The organism is Leptothrix cholodnii SP-6 (genome assembly GCF_000019785.1).
Lineage (GTDB): Bacteria > Pseudomonadota > Gammaproteobacteria > Burkholderiales > Burkholderiaceae_C > Sphaerotilus > Sphaerotilus cholodnii.
Genome location: NC_010524.1, coordinates 61,492 through 80,580, shown reverse-complemented (window position 1 = coordinate 80,580; position 19,089 = coordinate 61,492). Strand labels below are relative to the sequence as shown.

23 protein-coding genes are annotated in these 19,089 nt (G+C 71.6%); 19 read left to right on the top strand and 4 right to left on the bottom strand.

The window, feature by feature from the left end:
• The first annotated feature begins 2 nt into the window (after positions 1-2).
• The 8 genes from mdcC to LCHO_RS00360 are packed head-to-tail and all read left to right on the top strand — an operon-like array spanning position 3 to position 5,919.
• Positions 3-341: a malonate decarboxylase acyl carrier protein gene (gene mdcC / locus LCHO_RS00395; protein ID WP_012345115.1), complete on the top strand. Its 339-nt coding sequence runs from the start codon at positions 3-5 to the stop codon at positions 339-341.
• Positions 338-1,240, top strand: a complete 903-nt coding sequence (locus LCHO_RS00390; protein WP_012345114.1) for a biotin-independent malonate decarboxylase subunit beta — start codon at positions 338-340, stop codon at positions 1,238-1,240. The genes mdcC and LCHO_RS00390 overlap by 4 nt, the downstream gene beginning before the upstream one ends.
• Positions 1,241-1,242: 2 nt before the next feature.
• The gene (gene mdcE / locus LCHO_RS00385) at positions 1,243-1,944 is read left to right on the top strand and encodes a biotin-independent malonate decarboxylase subunit gamma (protein ID WP_012345113.1); all 702 of its coding nucleotides are present in this window, start codon (positions 1,243-1,245) and stop codon (positions 1,942-1,944) included.
• Positions 1,945-1,950: 6 nt separating this feature from the next.
• The gene (gene mdcG / locus LCHO_RS00380; RefSeq protein WP_012345112.1) at positions 1,951-2,712 is read left to right on the top strand and encodes a malonate decarboxylase holo-[acyl-carrier-protein] synthase; all 762 of its coding nucleotides are present in this window, start codon (positions 1,951-1,953) and stop codon (positions 2,710-2,712) included.
• Positions 2,709-3,596: a triphosphoribosyl-dephospho-CoA synthase MdcB gene (gene mdcB, locus LCHO_RS00375; RefSeq protein WP_012345111.1), complete on the top strand. Its 888-nt coding sequence runs from the start codon at positions 2,709-2,711 to the stop codon at positions 3,594-3,596. Before mdcG ends, mdcB begins: the two co-directional genes overlap by 4 nt.
• Positions 3,597-3,654: 58 nt before the next feature.
• Complete coding sequence (locus tag LCHO_RS00370) at positions 3,655-4,578, top strand: ACP S-malonyltransferase (protein WP_012345110.1); 924 nt, start codon at positions 3,655-3,657, stop codon at positions 4,576-4,578.
• Between the two features lie 43 nt (positions 4,579-4,621).
• Complete coding sequence (locus LCHO_RS00365) at positions 4,622-5,323, top strand: chromate transporter (protein ID WP_012345109.1); 702 nt, start codon at positions 4,622-4,624, stop codon at positions 5,321-5,323.
• Entirely contained in the window at positions 5,320-5,919 is a 600-nt protein-coding gene (locus LCHO_RS00360; RefSeq protein WP_012345108.1) for a chromate transporter, read from the top strand. The genes LCHO_RS00365 and LCHO_RS00360 overlap by 4 nt, the downstream gene beginning before the upstream one ends.
• Before the next feature lie 7 nt (positions 5,920-5,926).
• Here the strand turns inward: LCHO_RS00360 and LCHO_RS00355 are convergent, their stop codons facing one another.
• Together LCHO_RS00355 and LCHO_RS00350 are read right to left on the bottom strand one after the other, a co-directional pair.
• Positions 5,927-6,523: an SCO family protein gene (locus LCHO_RS00355; protein WP_012345107.1), complete on the bottom strand. Its 597-nt coding sequence runs from the start codon at positions 6,521-6,523 to the stop codon at positions 5,927-5,929.
• A gap of 32 nt (positions 6,524-6,555) precedes the next feature.
• Complete coding sequence (locus LCHO_RS00350) at positions 6,556-8,367, bottom strand: multicopper oxidase family protein (RefSeq protein ID WP_012345106.1); 1,812 nt, start codon at positions 8,365-8,367, stop codon at positions 6,556-6,558.
• Positions 8,368-9,262: 895 nt separating this feature from the next.
• Here LCHO_RS00350 and LCHO_RS00345 point away from each other — a divergent pair.
• The 10 genes from LCHO_RS00345 (at position 9,263) to LCHO_RS23810 (ending at position 17,545) form a co-directional block, all read left to right on the top strand.
• Entirely contained in the window at positions 9,263-9,766 is a 504-nt protein-coding gene (locus LCHO_RS00345) for a (2Fe-2S)-binding protein (protein WP_012345105.1), read from the top strand.
• Complete coding sequence (locus LCHO_RS00340) at positions 9,763-12,033, top strand: xanthine dehydrogenase family protein molybdopterin-binding subunit (RefSeq protein WP_012345104.1); 2,271 nt, start codon at positions 9,763-9,765, stop codon at positions 12,031-12,033. Before LCHO_RS00345 ends, LCHO_RS00340 begins: the two co-directional genes overlap by 4 nt.
• Positions 12,034-12,041: 8 nt before the next feature.
• Entirely contained in the window at positions 12,042-12,497 is a 456-nt protein-coding gene (gene soxX, locus LCHO_RS00335) for a sulfur oxidation c-type cytochrome SoxX (RefSeq protein WP_223210483.1), read from the top strand.
• A gap of 7 nt (positions 12,498-12,504) precedes the next feature.
• Positions 12,505-12,981 (top strand): SoxY-related AACIE arm protein, encoded by a 477-nt coding sequence (locus LCHO_RS00330; RefSeq protein WP_012345102.1) that lies wholly within the window; start codon positions 12,505-12,507, stop codon positions 12,979-12,981.
• A gap of 26 nt (positions 12,982-13,007) precedes the next feature.
• On the top strand, positions 13,008-13,328 hold the full coding sequence (gene soxZ, locus LCHO_RS00325) for a thiosulfate oxidation carrier complex protein SoxZ (protein ID WP_012345101.1): 321 nt from the start codon (positions 13,008-13,010) through the stop codon (positions 13,326-13,328).
• A gap of 5 nt (positions 13,329-13,333) precedes the next feature.
• On the top strand, positions 13,334-14,110 hold the full coding sequence (gene soxA / locus LCHO_RS00320) for a sulfur oxidation c-type cytochrome SoxA (RefSeq protein WP_043704616.1): 777 nt from the start codon (positions 13,334-13,336) through the stop codon (positions 14,108-14,110).
• Between the two features lie 47 nt (positions 14,111-14,157).
• Positions 14,158-14,379, top strand: coding sequence for a SlyX family protein (locus LCHO_RS00315; RefSeq protein ID WP_012345099.1), 222 nt, complete (start codon positions 14,158-14,160; stop codon positions 14,377-14,379).
• 65 nt (positions 14,380-14,444) lie between these two features.
• Complete coding sequence (locus tag LCHO_RS00310; protein ID WP_012345098.1) at positions 14,445-15,494, top strand: thioredoxin family protein; 1,050 nt, start codon at positions 14,445-14,447, stop codon at positions 15,492-15,494.
• Between the two features lie 60 nt (positions 15,495-15,554).
• Positions 15,555-16,556, top strand: coding sequence for an LLM class flavin-dependent oxidoreductase (locus LCHO_RS00305; RefSeq protein ID WP_012345097.1), 1,002 nt, complete (start codon positions 15,555-15,557; stop codon positions 16,554-16,556).
• Positions 16,556-17,545 carry a metallophosphoesterase family protein gene (locus tag LCHO_RS23810; RefSeq protein WP_012345096.1) on the top strand — a complete coding sequence of 330 codons (990 nt, stop codon included), beginning with the start codon at positions 16,556-16,558 and terminating at the stop codon, positions 17,543-17,545. The genes LCHO_RS00305 and LCHO_RS23810 overlap by 1 nt, the downstream gene beginning before the upstream one ends.
• Before the next feature lie 98 nt (positions 17,546-17,643).
• Here LCHO_RS23810 and LCHO_RS00295 read toward each other — a convergent pair whose 3' ends face one another.
• Complete coding sequence (locus tag LCHO_RS00295) at positions 17,644-18,057, bottom strand: c-type cytochrome (RefSeq protein ID WP_012345095.1); 414 nt, start codon at positions 18,055-18,057, stop codon at positions 17,644-17,646.
• A 53-nt stretch (positions 18,058-18,110) separates the two neighbouring features.
• Positions 18,111-18,425 carry a hypothetical protein gene (locus LCHO_RS00290; RefSeq protein WP_012345094.1) on the bottom strand — a complete coding sequence of 105 codons (315 nt, stop codon included), beginning with the start codon at positions 18,423-18,425 and terminating at the stop codon, positions 18,111-18,113.
• A gap of 192 nt (positions 18,426-18,617) precedes the next feature.
• Here LCHO_RS00290 and LCHO_RS23570 point away from each other — a divergent pair, with 192 nt between their 5' ends.
• Positions 18,618-19,082, top strand: coding sequence for a type 1 periplasmic-binding domain-containing protein (locus LCHO_RS23570; protein ID WP_012345093.1), 465 nt, complete (start codon positions 18,618-18,620; stop codon positions 19,080-19,082).
• Positions 19,083-19,089: the final 7 nt, after the last annotated feature.

Sequence of the window (19,089 nt, the reverse complement as noted above, 5' to 3'; positions counted from 1 at the left end):
ACATGAGCAACGCGGTGGGCATCGAAAAGATGCAGTTCGAATTCGACGGCAACCGGCCGGTCGCACCCTTCGCGCCGGTGCTGGTCGGCGTGGTCGGCTCGGGCAATCTCGAGGTGATGGTCGAGCCGGCCGCAGGCTCGCATTGCAGCGTCGAGGTCGAGACCTCGGCGCGTGGTTTCCGGCCGATCTGGCAGGCCGTGCTGTCGGACTTTCACGACCGCCACGCGCTGGCCGGTGTACGGGTTTCGATCAACGACATGGGCGCCACGCCGGCAGTCGTCAGCCTGCGGCTGGAGCAGGCGGTGGCGCAGATGCAGGGCGCGCGGGGAGCACAGCTATGAGCCTCAGCTACGCCGAATGCAGCGCCCGCGAGCGCGTCAAGCTGTTGCTCGATGACGGCGCCTTCCACGAGTGGCTGCCGCCGTCCGAGCGGCTCACCAGCCCGCACCTCGCGCAGCTGGGTGTGCCCTCGTCGTTCGACGACGGCGTGGTGATCGGCCGCGGCCGGCTCGACGGGCAGGTGGTCTTCGTCGCCTCGCAGGAAGGCGCGTTCATGGGCGGCGGCGTCGGCGAGGTGCACGGCGCCAAGCTGGTCGGCTTGTTCAAACGCGCGCTCCGTGACCGCCCGGCCGCCGTGCTGCTGCTGGCCGAATCCGGCGGCGTGCGGCTGCACGAGGCCAATGCCGGGCTGATCGCGGTGTCGGAGGTGATGCGCGCGCTGCTCGACGTGCGCGCCGCCGGCATCCCGGTGATCGTGCTGATCGGCGGCGCCAACGGCTGCTTCGGCGGCATGGGCATCGTGGCGCGCTGCGCCGACCACCTGATCATCAGCGACATCGGCCGGCTGGCGATGTCGGGCCCCGAGGTGATCGAAGCCTCGCACGGCGTCGACGAATTCGACTCGCGCGACCGCGCGCTGGTCTGGCGCACCACCGGCGGCAAACACCGCTGGCTCTGCGGCGACTGCGACGACCTGGTCGACGACGACGTGGCGGCTTTCCGCGCCGCGGCCATCGCGGCACTCGACCGGCGCCGGCCGATGGATGCCGCCGAGCTGGAGCGCGAACACCGCCTGCTGGCGCAGCGCCTGGCCGATGCCCCGGCGGGCGCCGACGCGCTGGCCTTGTGGCGCCAGCTGGGCGTGCCACGCGCCGAGCAGGTGAGCGACCTCGATGCCGCCGAGCTGTGCGCCTTGCGCAGCGCCGCCACCACGACGACCACCACCCCGCAAGGAGCTTGACGATGGACTGGCACACGCTCCTGCAGCGGCTGTTCGGCGACGCGCACGCGGTGCAGGCGGACGGCGATTTCCTGCACGGCACGGCGCAGCTCGACGGCGCCACGCTCGCGATCGTCGGCACCACCGGCCATGCACCGATCGGCGTGGCGCTGGCATTGCGCCAGGCCCGTGCGGTGCTCGACACACTGGCCTTGCACCCGGGCCGCGCCATCGTGCTGCTGATCGACACCCAGGGCCAGCAGCTGCGACGCCGCGACGAGCTGCTCGGCATCAACCGCGCGATGGCGCACCTGGGCTGCTGCATCGACCAGGCGCGGCGCCAGGGCCACCGCGTCATCGGGCTGGTCTACGACCAGGCGCTGTCGGGCGGTTTCATCACCTCGGGACTGATCGCCGACGCCTGCTACGCGCTGCCCGAGGCCGAAATCCGCGTCATGCGCATCCCGGCGATGGCGCGGGTGACCAAGATCTCCGAGGAGCGGCTGACCGCGCTGTCGAAGGACAACCCGGTGTTCGCGCCCGGCGTGCAGAACTACGTCGCGATGGGCGGCATCCGCGCGCTGTGGTCGGGCGACCTGGCCGCCGCCTTGCGTGATGCGCTGGCCCACGCGCCGACCGACGACGTGCGCGCCGCCGACGGTGCCGAGCGCGGCGGGCGCCAGCTCGCGGCGGCGGTGGTACAGCGGGTGCTTGACGCGGCTTGAGCCCAGATGGCCTTCATCCCCGCCGTGATCACCCACGCCCGCAACGCCGACATGTCACGGCCACCGCTCGCCTTGCGTCGCCACCAGCTGGTGCGGCTCTCGCCCGCGGGCTGGCAAACCGTGCTGGCGCAGACGCACGCCGAGTCGGCCCGGCCTTGCCTGGCGCACTGGGCCGCGCACGATCTGCCGCTGGTTGTCACCCGTCAGCCCGAATCCGCAGCCGACGCCGAGGCGATCCACCTCGGCCTGCCGGCGCCGACCTGCTGGCAGCGCCAGCGCCTGAGCCTCGCGGTGGCGCGCTCGGCGGTGCGGGCCGTGGGCGAGTTTCCAGCCGCCATCGACATCACCGGGCAACTGCCTGATGCCGCGCAGGCGCCGTGGCGCCGGCTGTGCGATCAGCTCGGCGCGCTGGGTCTGCACGCGCAGGTCTACGGCAGCCACGGCTGGCAGCAGCTGACCGGGCTCGCCTACCTGCGCGCGCAATCCGACCTCGACCTGTTCGTGCCGGTGCCCGATGCGCACGCCGCCGATGCCGCCGCGGCCCTGCTGGCAGATGCCACGGCGGCCCTTCTGGCCGAGGCCGGCATCGACGCGCCACGGCTCGACGGCGAACTCGGTTTTGTCGATGGCAGCGCGGTGGCCTGGCGCGAGTGGCGGGACTGGCGCGCCGGGCGGGTCGCGCAGATCCTCGTCAAGCGCCTGCAGGGCGTGGCGCTGGCGTCGGGCACCGATTGGCTGCCGCGGACCGGCGCGGAGCGGGTCCGATGAAGCACCGCCTTGAACGCGCTGCCGATCGAGGGCTGCCGCACGTATCCAGCCCGCTGGCGGCCGAGACGCTGCAGCGCGTCGGCCGCGCCGCCACCGTCGCGCTGTACGACGAGCTGGCGCTCGCGCCCAAGCCCGGGCTGGTGTCGTTCGTCGACAGCGGCAGCCACACGGACATGGACGCCGGCACCTTCCTGCGCAGCCTGTTCGCGCTGCGCCACTACTTTGCGCAGATCGCCGCACTGGGCGCGCGCCAGGCCGTGTTTGCCGAGCTGGAGCAGGCCGGCATCGAGGCGGAACGCCGCATGCTGCAGGCCACCGCCGGCATCAACACCCACCGCGGCGCGGTCTTCAGCCTCGGCCTGCTGTGCGCCGCCGCCGGGCGGCTGCTGGCGCGCGGCGAGCCGCTCGCACCCGCCACGCTGCGCCGCAGCCTGGTCGACGGCTGGGGGCCGGCGCTGCGCGAGCGCTGCACGCACAGCCGTGATTCGAACGGCCAGCGTGCGGCGCTGAACCACGGCCTGCGTGGTGTCGGCGAAGAGGCGGCAGACGGCTTCCCGGTGCTGTTCGAGGTGGCCATGCCGGCGCTGCACCAGGCGCTGGCGAATGGCCTGAACACACGTCACGCCCGATTGCAGACGCTGTTCGCCGTCATGGCCGCGCTCGACGACACCAACCTGGCGCACCGCGGCGGGCTGGCCGGCCTGCGCCACGCCCAACAGATGGCGGCCGGTTTCCTCGCCGCTGGCGGTGCGGCGCGGCCGGACGCGATCGCCCACGCACAAGCGATCCACCACGACTTCGTCGCGCGCCGCCTGTCGCCAGGTGGTGCCGCCGACGTGCTGGCCGCGGCCTGCTGGGTGCACAAGGTCTGCGCGTCGACATGAGAACCGGTCCGCAGCGGGCCGAGCGCCGGGCCGCTCCCAAGCCGGCCGAGGGGCCGTCATGACCCTGGGCCTGCTGTTCCCCGGCCAGGGCACGCAACACCCCGACATGCTGCCGTGGCTGGGACACGGCTGCGCGCCGCTGCCCGCGCTGGCACTGCTGGAATCCCGGCTCGGCGCCGACTGGCGCAACCGCCTGGCCGACAGCGCCTGGGCCACCCGCAACGAGGTGGCGCAGACGCTGCTCACCGGCCTCAGCCTGGCGGCCTGGCAGCAGCTGCAGCCGCTGTTGCCCGCGCCGGCGGTGGTGGCGGGTTACAGCGTCGGCGAGCTGGCGGCGTTCAGCGCGGCGGGCGTGTTCGGTGCCGACGACGCGCTGGCGATGGCGTCGTTGCGGGCGCGGCTGATGGACGAGTGCGTGCAAGGCCAGCCCACCGGCCTGCTGTCGATCAGCGGCGCGGCACCCGGAGCGATCGACGACCTGTGCCGCCGGCACGCGCTGGCGGTGGCGATCCGCATCGGCGCCGATCGCGTCATCGTCGGTGGCTTGCGCAGCGATTTGCAAGCCGCCGAAGACGAAGCCGGCGCGGCCGGCGCCAGCTGCACGCGCCTGGCCGTGAGCATCGCCTCGCACACGCCGTGGATGGCCGCCGGCGTGCCTCGGCTGGCCGAGGCGCTGGCGGCGCGGCCCTTCGAGCGCCCGCGTGTGGCGCTGGTCTGCAACCACACCGGCACGACGCTGCGCACGGTCGACGCACTGCGCCAGGCGCTGGCCGCGCAGATCGCCGCCACCGTGCCGTGGGACCGCTGCATGGACACGGTGGCCGAGCGGCGGGTGCGCTGCGTGCTCGAAGTCGGCCCGGGCAACACGCTGGCGCGGATGTGGAACGCCCGCCACCCGGCGATACCGGCGCGCTCGGTGGACGAGTTCCAGGCGCCGGACGCGGCTGCGCGCTGGGTGCACGAGGCGCTCGGCACCGACTGAACGGTGCGCTGCGGCGGGCTGCCGCGATCGTTACCATTTTGAGATGCCACCCAACCCGCCATCCGCCCCCGCCCACCCTCCGATCCCCGAGGCGCCCGCCGCACCGCGGTCCGTCGGCGAGCTGTTCTGGGCTTTCTCGGTGATGGCGCTGCAGGGCTTCGGCGGCGTGCTCGCGATCGTGCAGCGCGAGCTGGTCGAGCGCCGCCAGTGGCTCAGCCGCGAGGGTTTTGTCGAGGACTGGGCGGTGGCGCAGGTGCTGCCGGGGCCCAACGTCATCAACCTGTCGCTGATGATCGGCGACCGCCACTTCGGCCTGCGCGGCGCGCTGGCGGCGATGCTCGGCCTGCTGCTGTTCCCGCTGCTGCTGCTGATGGCGCTGACGCTGGCGTTCGCGCAGTTCCAGCACCTGGCCGCCGTGCAGGGTGCGCTGCGCGGCATGGGCGCGGTGGCGGCCGGGCTGATCGTGGCCACCGCGCTGAAGCTGGCCGGCGCGCTGCGCAGCAACGTGCTCGGCCGACCGACCGCGGCGCTGGTGGGCGCGCTGACCTTCGGCGCGATCGTGCTGCTGCGCGTGCCGCTGCCGTGGGTGCTGCTGGGCATCGGGCTGCCGGCGTGCCTGGTGGCGGGCTGGCGGCTCGGCCGCGTGCAGAGCGCCGCCGCCGTGCCGATCGCAACGCCCACTTCGCACACTTCGCCCGCAGCACCCGCGCCGGCCACGTCCACCGGCTCGGAGCCGCGTCCATGACGCCGATCCCGCTGCATTGGCTCGACTGGCTGCAGCTGCTGGGCCACTTCGCGGCGCTGTCGCTGCTGTCGGTGGGCGGCGCGATCACGGTGGCCTCCGACCTGCACCGCCGCCTGGTGCTCGATCACCATTGGCTGAGCGACGGCCAGTTCAGCGCCTCGATCGCGCTGGCGCAGGCCGCGCCGGGGCCCAACCTGCTGTTCGTCGGCCTGGTCGGCTGGCACGTCGGGCTCAATGCCGGGGCCACGACCGGCTTGAACGCCGGCGGCTACGCGACCGCCACGGCGGGCCTGCTGCTGAGCCTGTCGGGCGCGCTGCTGCCGAGTTCGGTGCTGACGCTGACCGCCACCCGCTGGGCCCGCCGCCACCGCGACGACCGCGCCGTGCGCGCCTTCAAGCAGGGCATGGCGCCGCTGGTGATCGGCATGATGCTGGCCACCGCCGCGGTGCTCAACCTGGCCAGCGGGCCGCTGCTGCCGCACTGGCCGATGTGGGCGCTGAGCGCCGCCGCGGCCTGGGCGGTGTGGGCCACCGGCGTGCACCTGCTGTGGCTGCTGGCGGCCGGCGCGCTGCTGGGCGCGCTGGGCTGGGTCTGAGCCGCCGTCAGACCAGCTCGAAGCGGATCATGCGCGCCAGCGCGCGGCCGCCCGTCAGGGTCGAGCCGTGGCCCCATTTCAGGAGCTTCTCGTCGGCGATGACGGCGCTGCCCGAGTGGCTCAGCAGGTCGTCGGCCGGGTCTTCGCTGAGCAGGCCGAGGCCGCGCGTGACCTGTTCGACGTGCGCCGGCTTGCCGGTCAGGAAGGTCCAGTCGGCGCCGATGCCGTGGGCCTTCTTGTAGGCGCGCAGTTCGGCGGGCGTGTCGGTCAGCGGGGTCAGCGAGATCGAGACGAAATGGATGTCGCGGCCGAAGTCGCCGAGGCGTTCGCGCGCCTCCATCAGGTTGCGGGTGGCGGGCGTGCAGATGTTGCTGCAGCCGGTGTACATCACGCTGATGACGACCTTGCGGTCCTTCACCACGTCGTCGTAGAAGCGCACCGTCCGGCCGTCCTGGGTGAGCAGGGGCAGGTTGTGCAGGCGCTTGCGGCGCAGGCGTTCGCGCGGGTCTTCGGCGCGCGCGGGCGTGGCGATGGCCGACACCAGGCCGGCACCGGCGAACAGCGAGGCGCCGATCAGCGCCCGCCGCAGGTTTCCTTCGAGCATGGGGGTTCTCCAGTGCAGATCAGGCGGGGCGTTCAGGGCTTGGTGTTGTCGTCGCCGACGGTGTCGACCGCGAACAGCATCATCATTCCCTTGTCCTCGTGCACGACGTTGTGGCAGTGGATCGGGTACACGCCGAGGTAGTCGGTGGCCTTGACCCAGTACTCGACCTCGTCGCCCTCGCCCAGCCAGACCACGTCCTTGCGCCCGAACTCGGGTGACGTGGGCGGGATCGCCCGGCCGTTGCGCTTGATGATTCGGCCCTCGACGAAGTGGTGGTGGATCGGGTGCGACCAGCCGCCGCCGGTGCGGTAGATCCAGCGCTCCATCGCGCCGCGTTTCATCGTGAAGCGGATCTCGTCGCAGCTCATCGGCCGGTCGTTCACCACCCAGCCACCATTGCCGCGGCCCCACTCGAAGGTGCGCGTGATGCGCGGCGTCTGCAGCGGCGGCAGCGTGATCGGCGCGAAGCTCGTGATCGTGGCCGGGTCGACGCTGTCGTCAGCCACCACCGCGCCGATGCGGAACTCGATCAGCGCATTGGCGGCGCGGCCGGCGCTCAACAGCTCGTCTTCGGGACCGCGGCCGTTGTCCTGCAGCAGCCGGTTCTCCAGCCACAGGCGGGTGGCGCCGGCGGCCGGGCCACCGGGTGCGGTGAGCTTGCGGAAATCGAAGATCAGGTCGGCGCGTTCGGCGCACGAGAGCCTCACGCTGGTCACCTGCAGCGGCTTGGGCAGCAGGTTGCCGTCGCTGGAGATCTGCCAGAACGGGATCGACTGGCGCGGGTTGTCCGGGTTGGTGAGGAACAGCTGGTGAAAGCGCGAGGGGCCGATGTTGAGCACGCGGAAGCGGTAGCGGCGCTGGAACACCTCGCAGTACGGCTGGATCTTGCCGTTGACCACGTACTTGTCGCCGATGTGGCCGTCGTCGTCGAGCACGTCGAAGACCGCCTGCTCGGTGTTCGGATCGATCAGCAGGTCGGTCACCAGCACCGGGATGTCGAAGGCCGGAAAGCTCGGCAGGCGGAACCCGGTGCGCTCGTCGCCGGTGTCGTGTTCGTTGAAGATCAGGTGGAAGCCGGCGATGCCCTTGTAGACGTTCTCGGCGGTGTGCGCCTCGCGGTGGTCGTGATACCAGCAGGTGCCGAGCGTCTCGCGCACGTCGCCGTCGGGCGTGTCGGCATTGAGGAAGCCGGCCCGCTTCATGTTGTAGTAGTAGTCGTAGTACTGGCCGGGAAAGAAGAAGCGGCCCTGCGTGTACGGATCCTCGGCCAGGCCGCCCAGGCGCGGATCGCACGGCCCGCCGTCGCTGTCGGGCGCCGAGTGGAAGTTGTGGAAGTGGGTCGACATCTGGTTCTTGCCGAACCCCCCGCTCGGGATGCCCGCCGGCAGGTCGTTGAAGCGCCGCACCAGGATGGCGGTGTTGGCGCCGGCCTGGTAGCGGCTGACGATGGTGGGCATCGGCGTCATCGGCGGGTCGACCGACAGGTCGGCGCCGCCCAGATTCGAGCCCCAGAAGTTGCGCTGTTTCTGCAGTTGCGGATGGATCGACACCGGCGGCACCGCACCGAAACGCTGGGCGTAGAAGAACTGCGGCGGATTCCTGCCGCGGAACTGGTGCGCCTCGCCTCGGCCCTCGTACGGCAGGCCGGTGGCCGGATTGATGTCCCGGTTCGGCTGGGCCCGCGGCTTGAGCTTGAAAGCCGGATCGGTGAGCGCGCGCTCCGGCAGCACCGGCATGATCGGCAGCGGCTCCAGGAACGGCGTGGTGCTCGGGCTCACGATGTCCTTGGCCCGCACCCGCGGCGTGGCCGCAACCAGCGCCGCCGGGCCGGCCATCAGGCCCATCTTGAGCAGATCGCGGCGCCCTGCCGCCGTTTCAGGCCGAGCGGCCGAATCAGCCGATGGCACAGACTCGCGGGGTGGATTTTCAGAGTATGTGGACATGATCTAAACCTCGACTTCGCGATGGATGGACTGCAATCAAGACGATCCGGTCAGATATTCGACGGTCGATCCGTGCAAATAAAAAAGCGGCAAAGGAGCGCCTTGACGGGCCGTGCCGCCGACTGCGGAAGGATTTTTCCGAATCAGGATGATTTCTTAAGGACAACTGAATGTAGCGGCGCAGCAAAACCCCGATACAAAGTAAGTTTTTGGGTCAAATGCCGCAGTCAAGGGGCAAATAACCCAGACGATTCATGCCTTTGCTCAAGAAACCAAGGGGCCAGCGTCGTTCTGTGACATTTTTCTCGGTATTTCGTCGCCAAATCCAGCGCCGAGCCATTGGATGGGAGTGCATCCCATTAAGAAATCGTAAGTGCCGACGGCGTCATTGAGCGGATCATCGGAACTGCGTGGACGAATTGAAACAACCGACGAGATCGACCCGAAAATGGCGCGCCGATAACCTGCCCGATGAATCGTCTTTGCATAGGAAAAGGTGCGCCGTCATTATCTGAATGCAAGATGAACGACGCCGTTTGCATACCGTGCCGTGCGCCACCGGCACATTCCGGAATCCATGGACCGGAATATCTAGAGATACTCCGCCGGCCGCGCCGGACCCGATCGGCGCGACGGACTCGCGGCAAGACCCCTGCAGCAGCGCGGGCGGCATCTGGCTCCAGAATGTTTCAGATCGGGGGAGCCCGATCGCGACACGACCCGAGGCTGCGGCGCCCATCCCGGCACCGACAAGCCCACCCCGCGGGCCCGCCAGCCCCAGCGCAGGAGACCGACGATGGCCACCCTCCACGTCAACGGCGTGCGCCGTGACTTCGATGCCGAGCCCGACACGCCCCTGCTGTGGGTGCTGCGCGAGCAGCTCGGCCTGACCGGCACCAAGTACGGCTGCGGCATCGCCCAGTGCGGCGCCTGCACCGTGCACATCGACGGCGTGCCCACCCGCAGCTGCGCGCGGCCGCTGTCGAGCGTCGGCGCGGCGCAGAAGGTGGTCACGATCGAAGGCCTGTCGCCCGACGGTTCGCACCCGGTGCAGAAGGCCTGGGCCGCGCTCGACGTGCCGCAATGCGGCTACTGCCAGTGCGGAATGATCATGGCGGCCAGCGCGCTGCTGGCCGAGAAACCGAAACCGAGCGACGCCGACATCGACGCCGCGATCACCAACATCTGCCGCTGCGGCACCTACAACCGCATCCGTGCGGCGATCAAGGTGGCGGCGCAGGGCGGCGACCCCAAGGGCGCCGCGCTCGGCATCGTGCACATCGACGGGAGCCGCGCATGAACACGCCCGCGATCTTCGCCTTCGACCAGCCCGATGCGATGCTGCAGACGCCCAGTGGCTCACACGCCGAGCCTGTGACACCGGCGGGCCTGACGCGCCGCCAGTTCATCGGCAGCGCGTCGGCCGGCGCGCTGGTGGTGGCCTTCCACATCCCGCTGGCCGGTGATGCGAACGCCCAGACCGGCGCGGCCGCACCCGAGATCAACGCCTGGGTGGTGGTGCAGAGCGACGACACCGTGATCGTGCGCATCGCCCGCTCCGAGATGGGCCAGGGCACGCTCACCGGCCTGGCGCAGCTGGTGGCCGAGGAGCTCGACTGCAACTGGGCCAAGGTTCGCACCGAGTACCCGACGCCCGGCCAGAACCTGGCGCGCAACCGCGCCTGGGGCAACTTCTCGACCGGCGGCAGCCGCGGCATCCGCGAGTCGCACGAGTACGTGCGCAAGGGCGGCGCGCTGGCGCGCACGCTGCTCGTGCAGGCGGCGGCCAACCAGTGGCAGGTGCCGGCCACCGAATGCCGCGCCGCCGCCAGCGTCATCACGCACACGCCGAGCGGGCGCACGCTGACCTATGGCCAGGTCGCCGGCGCCGCGGCCAGGCTCACGCCGCCGGCCGACGTGGCGCTGAAAGACCCGAAACAGTGGCAGCTCGCCGGCAAGCGCCTGGCGCGGCTGGACACGCTCGACAAGCTGACCGGCAAGCAGGTCTACGGCAGCGACCTGCAACTGCCCGGCCTGTTGAACGCGGCGATCCGCGACTGCCCGGTGTTCGGTGGCAAGGTCAAGTCCTTCGACGCGGCCGCGGCGATGCGGCGGCCGGGCGTCAAGAAGGTGGTCCGCGTGGGCGACAGCGCGGTCGCCGTGGTGGCCGACACCTGGTGGCGCGCCAGGAGCGCGCTCGAAGCGATGCCCATCGAGTGGGACGAAGGCCCGCACGCGCAGGCCAGCAGCGCGGCCTTCAGCGCCGTGATGCGCGCCGCGCTCGATGCGCCCGACGCGGTGGTCGGCAACTCGAACGGCGACGCCCGGGCCGCGCTGGCCACGGCGGCGCGCCGCATCGACGCCATCTACGCCTACCCGCACCAGAACCACGCGACGATGGAGACGATGAACGCGACGGCCAAGATCACGCTGTCGGCCGCCGGTGCGCCTGCGCGCTGCGAGGTCTGGACGCCGACGCAGAACGGCGAGGCCGCGCTCGCCGCCGCCGCCGAAGCCGCCGGCCTGCCACCGGCGCAGTGCGAGGTCTACAAGCTGCACCTGGGCGGCGGCTTCGGCCGGCGCGGCGCCGTGCACGACTGGGTGCGCCAGGCGGTGGCGATCGCGCGCGAGCTGCCGGGCACGCCGGTCAAGCTGATCTGGTCGCGCGAGGAGGACATGCAGCACGGCCGCTACCACCCGGCCACGATGTGCAAGCTCAGCGCCGGGCTCGACGCGCAGGGCAACCTGACGGCGCTGCACATGCGCATCGCCGGGCAGTCCATCCTGGCCGGCGTGTTCCCGCAGAACATCAAGGACGGCAAGGATCCGGTCGTGTTCCAGGGGCTGAACGCACCCGGCCCGGAGGCCTCGATCGGCTACAGCGTGCCGCACCTGCTGATCGACCACGCGATGCGCAATCCGTCGGTGCCGCCGGGCTTCTGGCGCGGCGTCAACCTGAACCAGAACGCGATCTACCTCGAATGTTTCATCGACGAGATCGCGCACGCCACCGGGCAGGATCCGCTGGCCTTGCGGCGCAAGCTGATGGCGAATCACCCGAAGCACCTGGCGGTGCTCAACGCCGCGGCCGAGCGCGCCGGCTGGGGCAAGCCGGCGCCCGCGGGCGTGTTCCGCGGTCTGGCGCAGACGATGGGTTTCGGCAGCTACGTGGCGGCCTGCGCCGAGGTGTCGGTGAGCGATGCGGGCAAGCTGAAGATCCACCGCATCGTCGCCGCCACCGACTGCGGCCACGCGGTCAACCCGCAGCAGATCGAGGCCCAGGTCGAGGGCTCGTTCGTCTACGGCCTGTCGGCCGCGCTGTACGGCGAATGCACGCTGAAAAACGGCCGCATCGAGCAGAGCAACTTCAACAGCTACCCGGTGCTGCACATGGACGAGATGCCCCAGGTCGAGACGATCGTGATGCCCTCGGGCGGCTTCTGGGGCGGTGTCGGCGAGCCGACCATCGCGGTGGCCGCGCCGGCGGTGCTCAACGCGATCTTCGCCGCCACTGGCCGGCGCATCCGCGAGCTGCCGCTGAAGAACCAGAGCCTGAAGAAGGCCTGAGAGCCGGCGTGCCGTGGCCGATGCGCCAGAGCGCCATCACGCTCGGTCTGCTGGCCGGGTGGCTGGGCTCGGCCGCGGCGAACGGCGTGGTCGCGTTCGAGGTGGTCGGCGACGCGATCCCCGCGCCGCTCACCACGGCCCCGGCCGACGCCGCACGCGGGCGCGCCATCGTCGCCAGCCGGCAGACCGGCCTGTGCCTGCTGTGCCACCGCGGGCCGTTCCCCGAGGTGCGTTTCCAGGGCAACCTGGCGCCCGACCTGGGCGGCGCGGGCGCACGCTGGTCGGCGGCACAACTGCGCCTGCGGCTGGTCGACGGCCGGCGGCTCGATCCGCAATCGATCATGCCGGCGTATCACCGCGTCGACGGCCTGGTGGACGTGGCTGCGGCGTGGCAGGGCCGGCCGTTGCTGAGCGCGCAGCAGATCGAGGACGTGGTGGCCTACCTCGTCACGCTCAAGGAGTGACCCGCCGATGAAGCGCCCGCCCCCGCTCGACCCGCTGCCGCGCCGCGACCTGCTGGCGCTCGGCCTGACGCTGGGCGCCGGTGCCGTGGCCAGCGTGTTCGTGCGCCCGGCGCGCGCGCAGGCGCTCGACCTTGCCGCCGCCATCACCACCTACGCGGCCGGCGCGGTGGTGCGCGAGGGCCGGGTGCGGCTCGACGTGGCGACGCTGGTCGACAACGGCAACGTGGTGCCGGTGACGGTCAGCGTCGACAGCCCGATGACGGCGGCCGACCACGTCACCGGCATCGCGCTGTTCAACGAGCGCAACCCGCAGCGCGACGTCGCGCGCTTCGAGCTCGGCCCGCGTGCCGGCCGCGCCACGGTGTCCACCCGCATCCGGCTCGCCACCTCGCAGCAGCTGGTGGCGGTGGCGCGCATGAACGACGGCAGCTGCTGGCTGCAGCGGGTCGACGTGATCGTCACGCTGGCCGCGTGCATCGAATAGGCCCGGGCTCGACGAGATCTCCAGCAATGGCACGCACGCTCATCACCGCACCCCCGACAGCCCGGCGCGGCGAGGTCATCGAGATCCGCACCCTGATCGCGCACCCGATGGAAACCGGCTACCGCCCCGGCCCCGACGGCACGCTGCTGCCGCGCAACCTGATCCGCCGCTTCAGCTGCGACTACAACGGCGAGCGCGTCTTCAGCGCCGAGCTGCACGCGGCCATCGCCGCCAACCCCTACATCGCCTTCACCACCGTGGCGACCGACAGCGGCACGCTGAGCCTGCGCTGGGAGGGTGACGAGGGCTTCGCGCAGACCGAGAACGTGCGCATCACCGTCACATGAAGCCGATGCGCGTTACCGCTGCGTTCGCGCTCTCGTTCGCCTGGCTCGCAGCGGCCACTGCGATGGCGCAATCGGTGACCGACCCGCGCCGCTCCGGCTTCGACGACATGGGCGCGCAGACCCAGGCGATGCAGCGTGACGACACGCTCAACCCCGGCCTGCTGTGGGTGCAGGACGGTGAGGCGCTGTGGTCGCAGCCGGTGGGCGAGGCGGCCAAGTCCTGCGCCAGCTGCCACGGCGAGCGGGCCACGTCGATGCGCGGCGTGGCGGCGCGTTACCCCGCTTTCGACACGCTGCTGGGCCGCCCGGTCGACCTGGCGCAGCGCATCAACCTGTGCCGCCAGCGGCATCAGCAGGCGCCCACGCTGGCGGCCGAAAGCCAGCCCTTGCTGGCGCTCGAAAGTGCGCTCGCCCACGCCTCGCGCGGCCTGCCGCTGGCCAGTGCCGACGACCCGCGGCTGGCGCCGTTTCGCGACCGCGGCGAGGCGCTGTACCGGCAGCGCATCGGCCAGATCGACCTGTCGTGCGCGCAGTGCCACGACCAGCGCGCCGGCCTGCGCCTGGGCGGCAGCCGGATCCCGCAGGGCCACGTCAACGGCTACCCGACCTACCGGCTCGAATGGCAGGGCATCGGCTCGCTGCAGCGCCGGCTGCGCAACTGCCTGACCGGCGTGCGCGCGCAGGTGCCGGACTGGGGCGCGCCGGCGCTGGTCGAGCTGGAGCTGTACCTCGCCTGGCGCAGCCGCGGCCTGCCGGTCGAAGCGCCCGCCGTGCGGCCGTGAGCCGTGACGCGGACCCGCACGGGCGCCGATTCGCGTCCAATACGGCCATGAACGCCATCACGAATCCGCAAGACATCGAGACCCGCCTGACCGACCTGGAGGTCAAGGCCAGCTTCACCGAAGACCTGGTGGAGCACCTCAACCAGATCGTCGTGCGCCAGCAGCGCCAGATCGACCTGCTGACGCGCGAGCTGCTTCAACTGCAGCAGCAATCGGGCGAAGGCGCCACCGTGCGCAGCCTGCGCGACGAGCTGCCACCGCACTACTGAGCGCAGGCCCGGGCCACCGGCCTACGATCAGGTTCGCCCATCCCGCCATCGACTGGGAGCCGACGATGAAACACCTGCCGATCCGGCTGCTGTGCGGCCTGCTCTGCCTCGCTGCCACGCTGCTCGGCGCACCCGCCCGGGCCGCCGACGCCAAACCGGCCGACGCCGCACACGCCGTGCCGCTGGCGATCGACATCCCGCCCTGGTTCACCGAAGGTTTCCTCGACTTCAAGGAAGAACTCGCCAGCGCCGGCCAGGCCGGCAAGCAGCTGATGGTCTACGTCGGCCAGGACGGCTGCCCCTACTGCCGCGAGCTGATGCAGACCAACTTCAGCCAAAAGCCCATCGCCGACAAGACCCGCGTGCATTTCGTGGCGATCGCGCTCAACCTGTGGGGCGACCGCGAGCTGAGCTGGACCGACGGCCGCACGCTCAGCGAGAAGGCGCTGGCGCGCGAGCTCAAGGTGCAGTTCACGCCGACGCTGCTGTTCCTCGATGCCCGCGGCCAGGTGCGCCTGCGCCTCAACGGCTACCAGCCGCCGCAGCGTTTCAGCGCGGTGCTCGACTACCTGATCGGCGGGCACGACCAGCGCGAAACCCTGGCGCAGTTCCTGGCCCGCTCGCCGGCCGCGCCGGCCCGGCCGCAGCTCACCGACGAGGCCTTCTTCATGCCGGCGCCGCTCGACCTGCGCCGCCGCACCGGCGCCCGGCCGCTGGCGGTGCTGTTCGAGACCCGCCACTGCCGGGCCTGCGACGAGATGCACGACCAGGGCTTCAAGCGGCCCGAGGTGCGCACGCAGCTGGCGCGCTTCGACGTCGCACGGCTGGCCCTGTCCGACGGCGCCGAGATCGTCACGCCCGCCGATCGCCGCCAACGTGCCGACGCCTGGGCGCGCGAGCTGGGCGTGAGCTTCACGCCCACGCTGGTGTTCTTCGATGCGGGCGGCGCCGAGGTCTTCCGGCTCGACGGCTACACCCGCCCCTTCCACCTCGCCAGCGCCTTCGAATACGTGGCCGACGGCGGCTACCGGCGCGAGCCGGAGTTCCAGCGCTACCTGCGCGACAAGGCCGACCGGCTGCGCGCACGCGGCCAGCCGGTCGAGCTCTGGAAATGACGCCGTGAGGCCTTGCGGCGCCGGCCTGACGAGGCGGCGACGCGCAGGCATCATCGGCCGATGACCTCGCTGTCCGTCCTCGACCTCGCCCCCATCGCCGAAGGCAGCGATGCGGCCACTGCGCTGACATGCGCGCTCGACCTGGCGCAGCACGCCGAACGCTGGGGCTACCGGCGCTACTGGCTGGCCGAACACCACAACATGGACGGCCTGGCCTGCTCGGCCACCGCCGTGCTGGTGGGCCACATCGCCGGCGGCACGCACACCATCCGCGTCGGCTCGGGCGGCATCATGCTGCCCAACCACGCGCCGCTGGTGGTGGCCGAGCAGTTCGGCACGCTGGCCACGCTGTATCCGGGCCGCATCGACCTCGGCCTGGGCCGCGCGCCCGGCACCGACCAGGCCACCGCCCGCGCGCTGCGCCGCCACCTGCAGGCGGGCGACGAAGAAGGTTTCCCGCAGGACGTGATGGAGCTGCAGCGCTACCTCGCCAAGCCCGAGCCCGGCGAGCCGGGCCACGCGGTGCGCGCCATCCCCGGCACCGGCACGCAGGTGCCGATCTGGCTGCTCGGCTCGAGCCTCTACAGCGCGCAGCTGGCCGCCTGGCTGGGCCTGCCGTTCGCGTTTGCCTCGCACTTCGCGCCCGACATGCTGATGCAGGCGCTCGAGGTCTACCGCAGCAGCTACCGGCCCAGCGCCGAGTGGCCCAAGCCGCATGCGATGGTCGGCATGAACGTGGTCGCCGCCGATACCGACGAAGAAGCCGCCCGCCTCTACACCTCGATCCAGCAGCGTTTCCTCGGCATGGTGCGCGGCCGCCGCGGCCCCTTGCCGCCGCCGGTGGCGAGCATGGACGGCCTGTGGAACGAGGCCGAGCGGCGCCAGGTGGAGCGCATGCTGGCGGTGTCGGTGGTCGGCTCGCCATCGAGCGTCACGCAAGGCCTGCGCGCGCTGCTGGCGCGCACCGGCGCCGACGAGCTGATCGTGGCCGGTGCCATCCACGATCACGCGGCGCGGCTGCGTTCGTACGAGCTGGCGGCGCAATGCGCGGCGGCGTGCTGATGGCCACAACACCGCCGCGGCTGCGCCTGCAGCTGCTGTCAGACCTGCACCTCGACAACAACCCGGGCTTCGCCGCCCAGGCCGCGCCGGGCGCCGACCTGCTCGTGCTGGCCGGCGATGTCGGCTCGCACGTGCCGGGTTCGTGGCTGCTGCAGGACGGCGATTTCGGCCTCGGCGCGTTTTCGCCCAAGCGGCCGGGGGCGCCGTGGTCGACCGTCATCTACGTGCCCGGCAACCACGAATACGACACGCTGCCCTACGCGCAAACGCGCGAGCGCCTGCGTGCGCTGTGCGACGCGCTCGGCATCATCTGGCTCGACCGCGCCAGCCACGTGATCGACGGCGTGCGTTTCATCGGCTGCACGCTGTGGACCGACTTCGACGCGCTGGCGTCCGACACCGCGCTGCAGCTCAAGGCGGCCGGCCAGGGCGGCGGCCTGCTGACCGGCACGCCGCATCGCAAGACGGTCAGGCGCGCTGCGCGGCAGGCCACCGCCGCGCGCAACGAAGGCGCAGACAGCCTGCTGACCTGGCAGATGCAGGAGCGTGACAAGGCCCTGCGCGCGGCCAATTTCTATCTGCGCAAGAACACCACGCTGGCGGCCGACGGCTCACTGATGCTGGCTGCTGAACTGCGCGAACTCGGCCTGCAGGACCAGGCCTGGCTGCGCGCCGCGCTGGCCGAGCCGCATGACGGCCCGACCGTGGTGGTGACGCATTTCGCCCCCAGCCTGCGCAGCGCCGATCCGCGCTACGGCCTGGTGCCGGGCACGGCGGGTTTCTGCAACGCGCTCGACGATCTGCTGCCGCTGGCCGACCTCTGGCTGCACGGTCATCTGCATTGCCGGGTCGATTACGTCGCCGAGGGGGCACGAACCGATGGCCGCACGGGCCAATGTCGGGTGATCGCCAACCCGCTGGGTTATGCGGGCAAGGGCGAGCAGGCGGCGTTCGAGCCGATGCGGGTGATCGACGTGCCGGGCAGCTGAGCCGCCGGGCCAGCGGGCTGGCTCGAGGGCGATCGCCGGCGTGCGCGGCCCGAAGGGACCCCGGTGACCGCGCACACGCATGCCGTTCGCCGAACCGGTCAGCGTGGCGCACCGGTCTCCGGCGTCCGCGCCGATGGCGGCCGGCCCGCGGCGATGACGCCCTCGGCGCGGGCGCGCAGGTAGGCGTACATCGCGTCGAGTTCGGCCACCACGGCGTCCTGCGACCGGTAGCCCGGCATGCCGCGCGTGATCTCGCCTTCGCGCACGCTGTGCATGAAGCGCTCGCGGCTGCCGTCCCGCACCGCGGCCACCAGGTCCGGCGCCGACCAGCCGCGGTGATCGCGGCCGTGGCAGCGGGCGCAATCGAAGGCCCGCAGCGCCGCCCAGCCACGCCGAACGTCGCCCGGCCAGTCGGCGTCATCGCCGACTGGCGCCGCATGGGCCGCGCCGGCCCAGCCCAGCAGGACCGCCAACGCAGCCCGGCGGGCGATGTGCGATGGCGAGCGGTTCATCATGCGGCCCCCACGATCCGGCTCGACAGGGCGTGCGAACCCGCGGCCGATGTTCAGCGCCCCGGCGCCGGACGCGGCGGCTCGCCGGCGGTGCGCACGGGCAGATCGTCATCGTGCTCACCGGTCAGCAGCGCCGTCACCACGCTGCCGGGCAGCCGGGCCAGTTCGGCCGCCTCGACCTTGCCGACGAACTTCCAGCCCGCCGGCAGCTTGACGAAGACGAAGCCGGTAGGCGGGTCGACGAACACGGTGTAGTCGGCCACCACCTTGGCCACCACCTCGGCCTGCGAGAGCGCGGGTGACGCGGCCAACAGCACGGCGGTGGCGATGCAAGCGGCGGCGGAGATCAAACGGCGGGCGGTCTTCATGGCGGGCTCCTGACTGCAAGGGCACCGAAGTGCGAGGTCGATGCCTGCACTGTGGGCGCCCGCCGCCTAAACGTCCTGCGCGGCGCGCCGGCGCGATCTGAAAACTTCCCAAGGCTTCTGAAATCGCGGTTTGCCCGCGTGGCAGCGGCGGCGCTTGGTGCTGCAATGCAGGCTCACCACGCAGGGAACGCCATGAAGCCGTTTGCCACCGCACACCGCCTGGGCGCCGCCCTGGTCCTGCTGGCATCGCTGCTGCTGCCGTTCGCGGCAGCGGCCGCCGATCCGCCCGAGCGCGTGGTGCGCATCGGCTACCTGGCGCTCAATCCGCCCTTGTTGAACGTGAGTTCGGCGCGCCTGGCGCTGGCCAAGCTGAAGGTCGATGTGATCTATGCCGTGACGAGCCCGGCCGCGTTTGCCGCCAAGAACGCCACGCGCAGCATCCCGATCGTCGCCTGGGCCGCACACGGCGCGGTCGAGACCGGCCTGACGCGGCTGGCTGTGCTCGACGACACCAGCGACCAGGGCGCGGCGCCGGGTGACCTGCCGGTGGAGCAGCCCACGCGCTTCGTGCGGGTGATCAACCTGAAGACCGCCCGCGCGCTCGGGCTCACGGTGCCGCAGGGGTTGCTGCTGCGCGCCGATGCGGTGATCGAATGACGGCGCA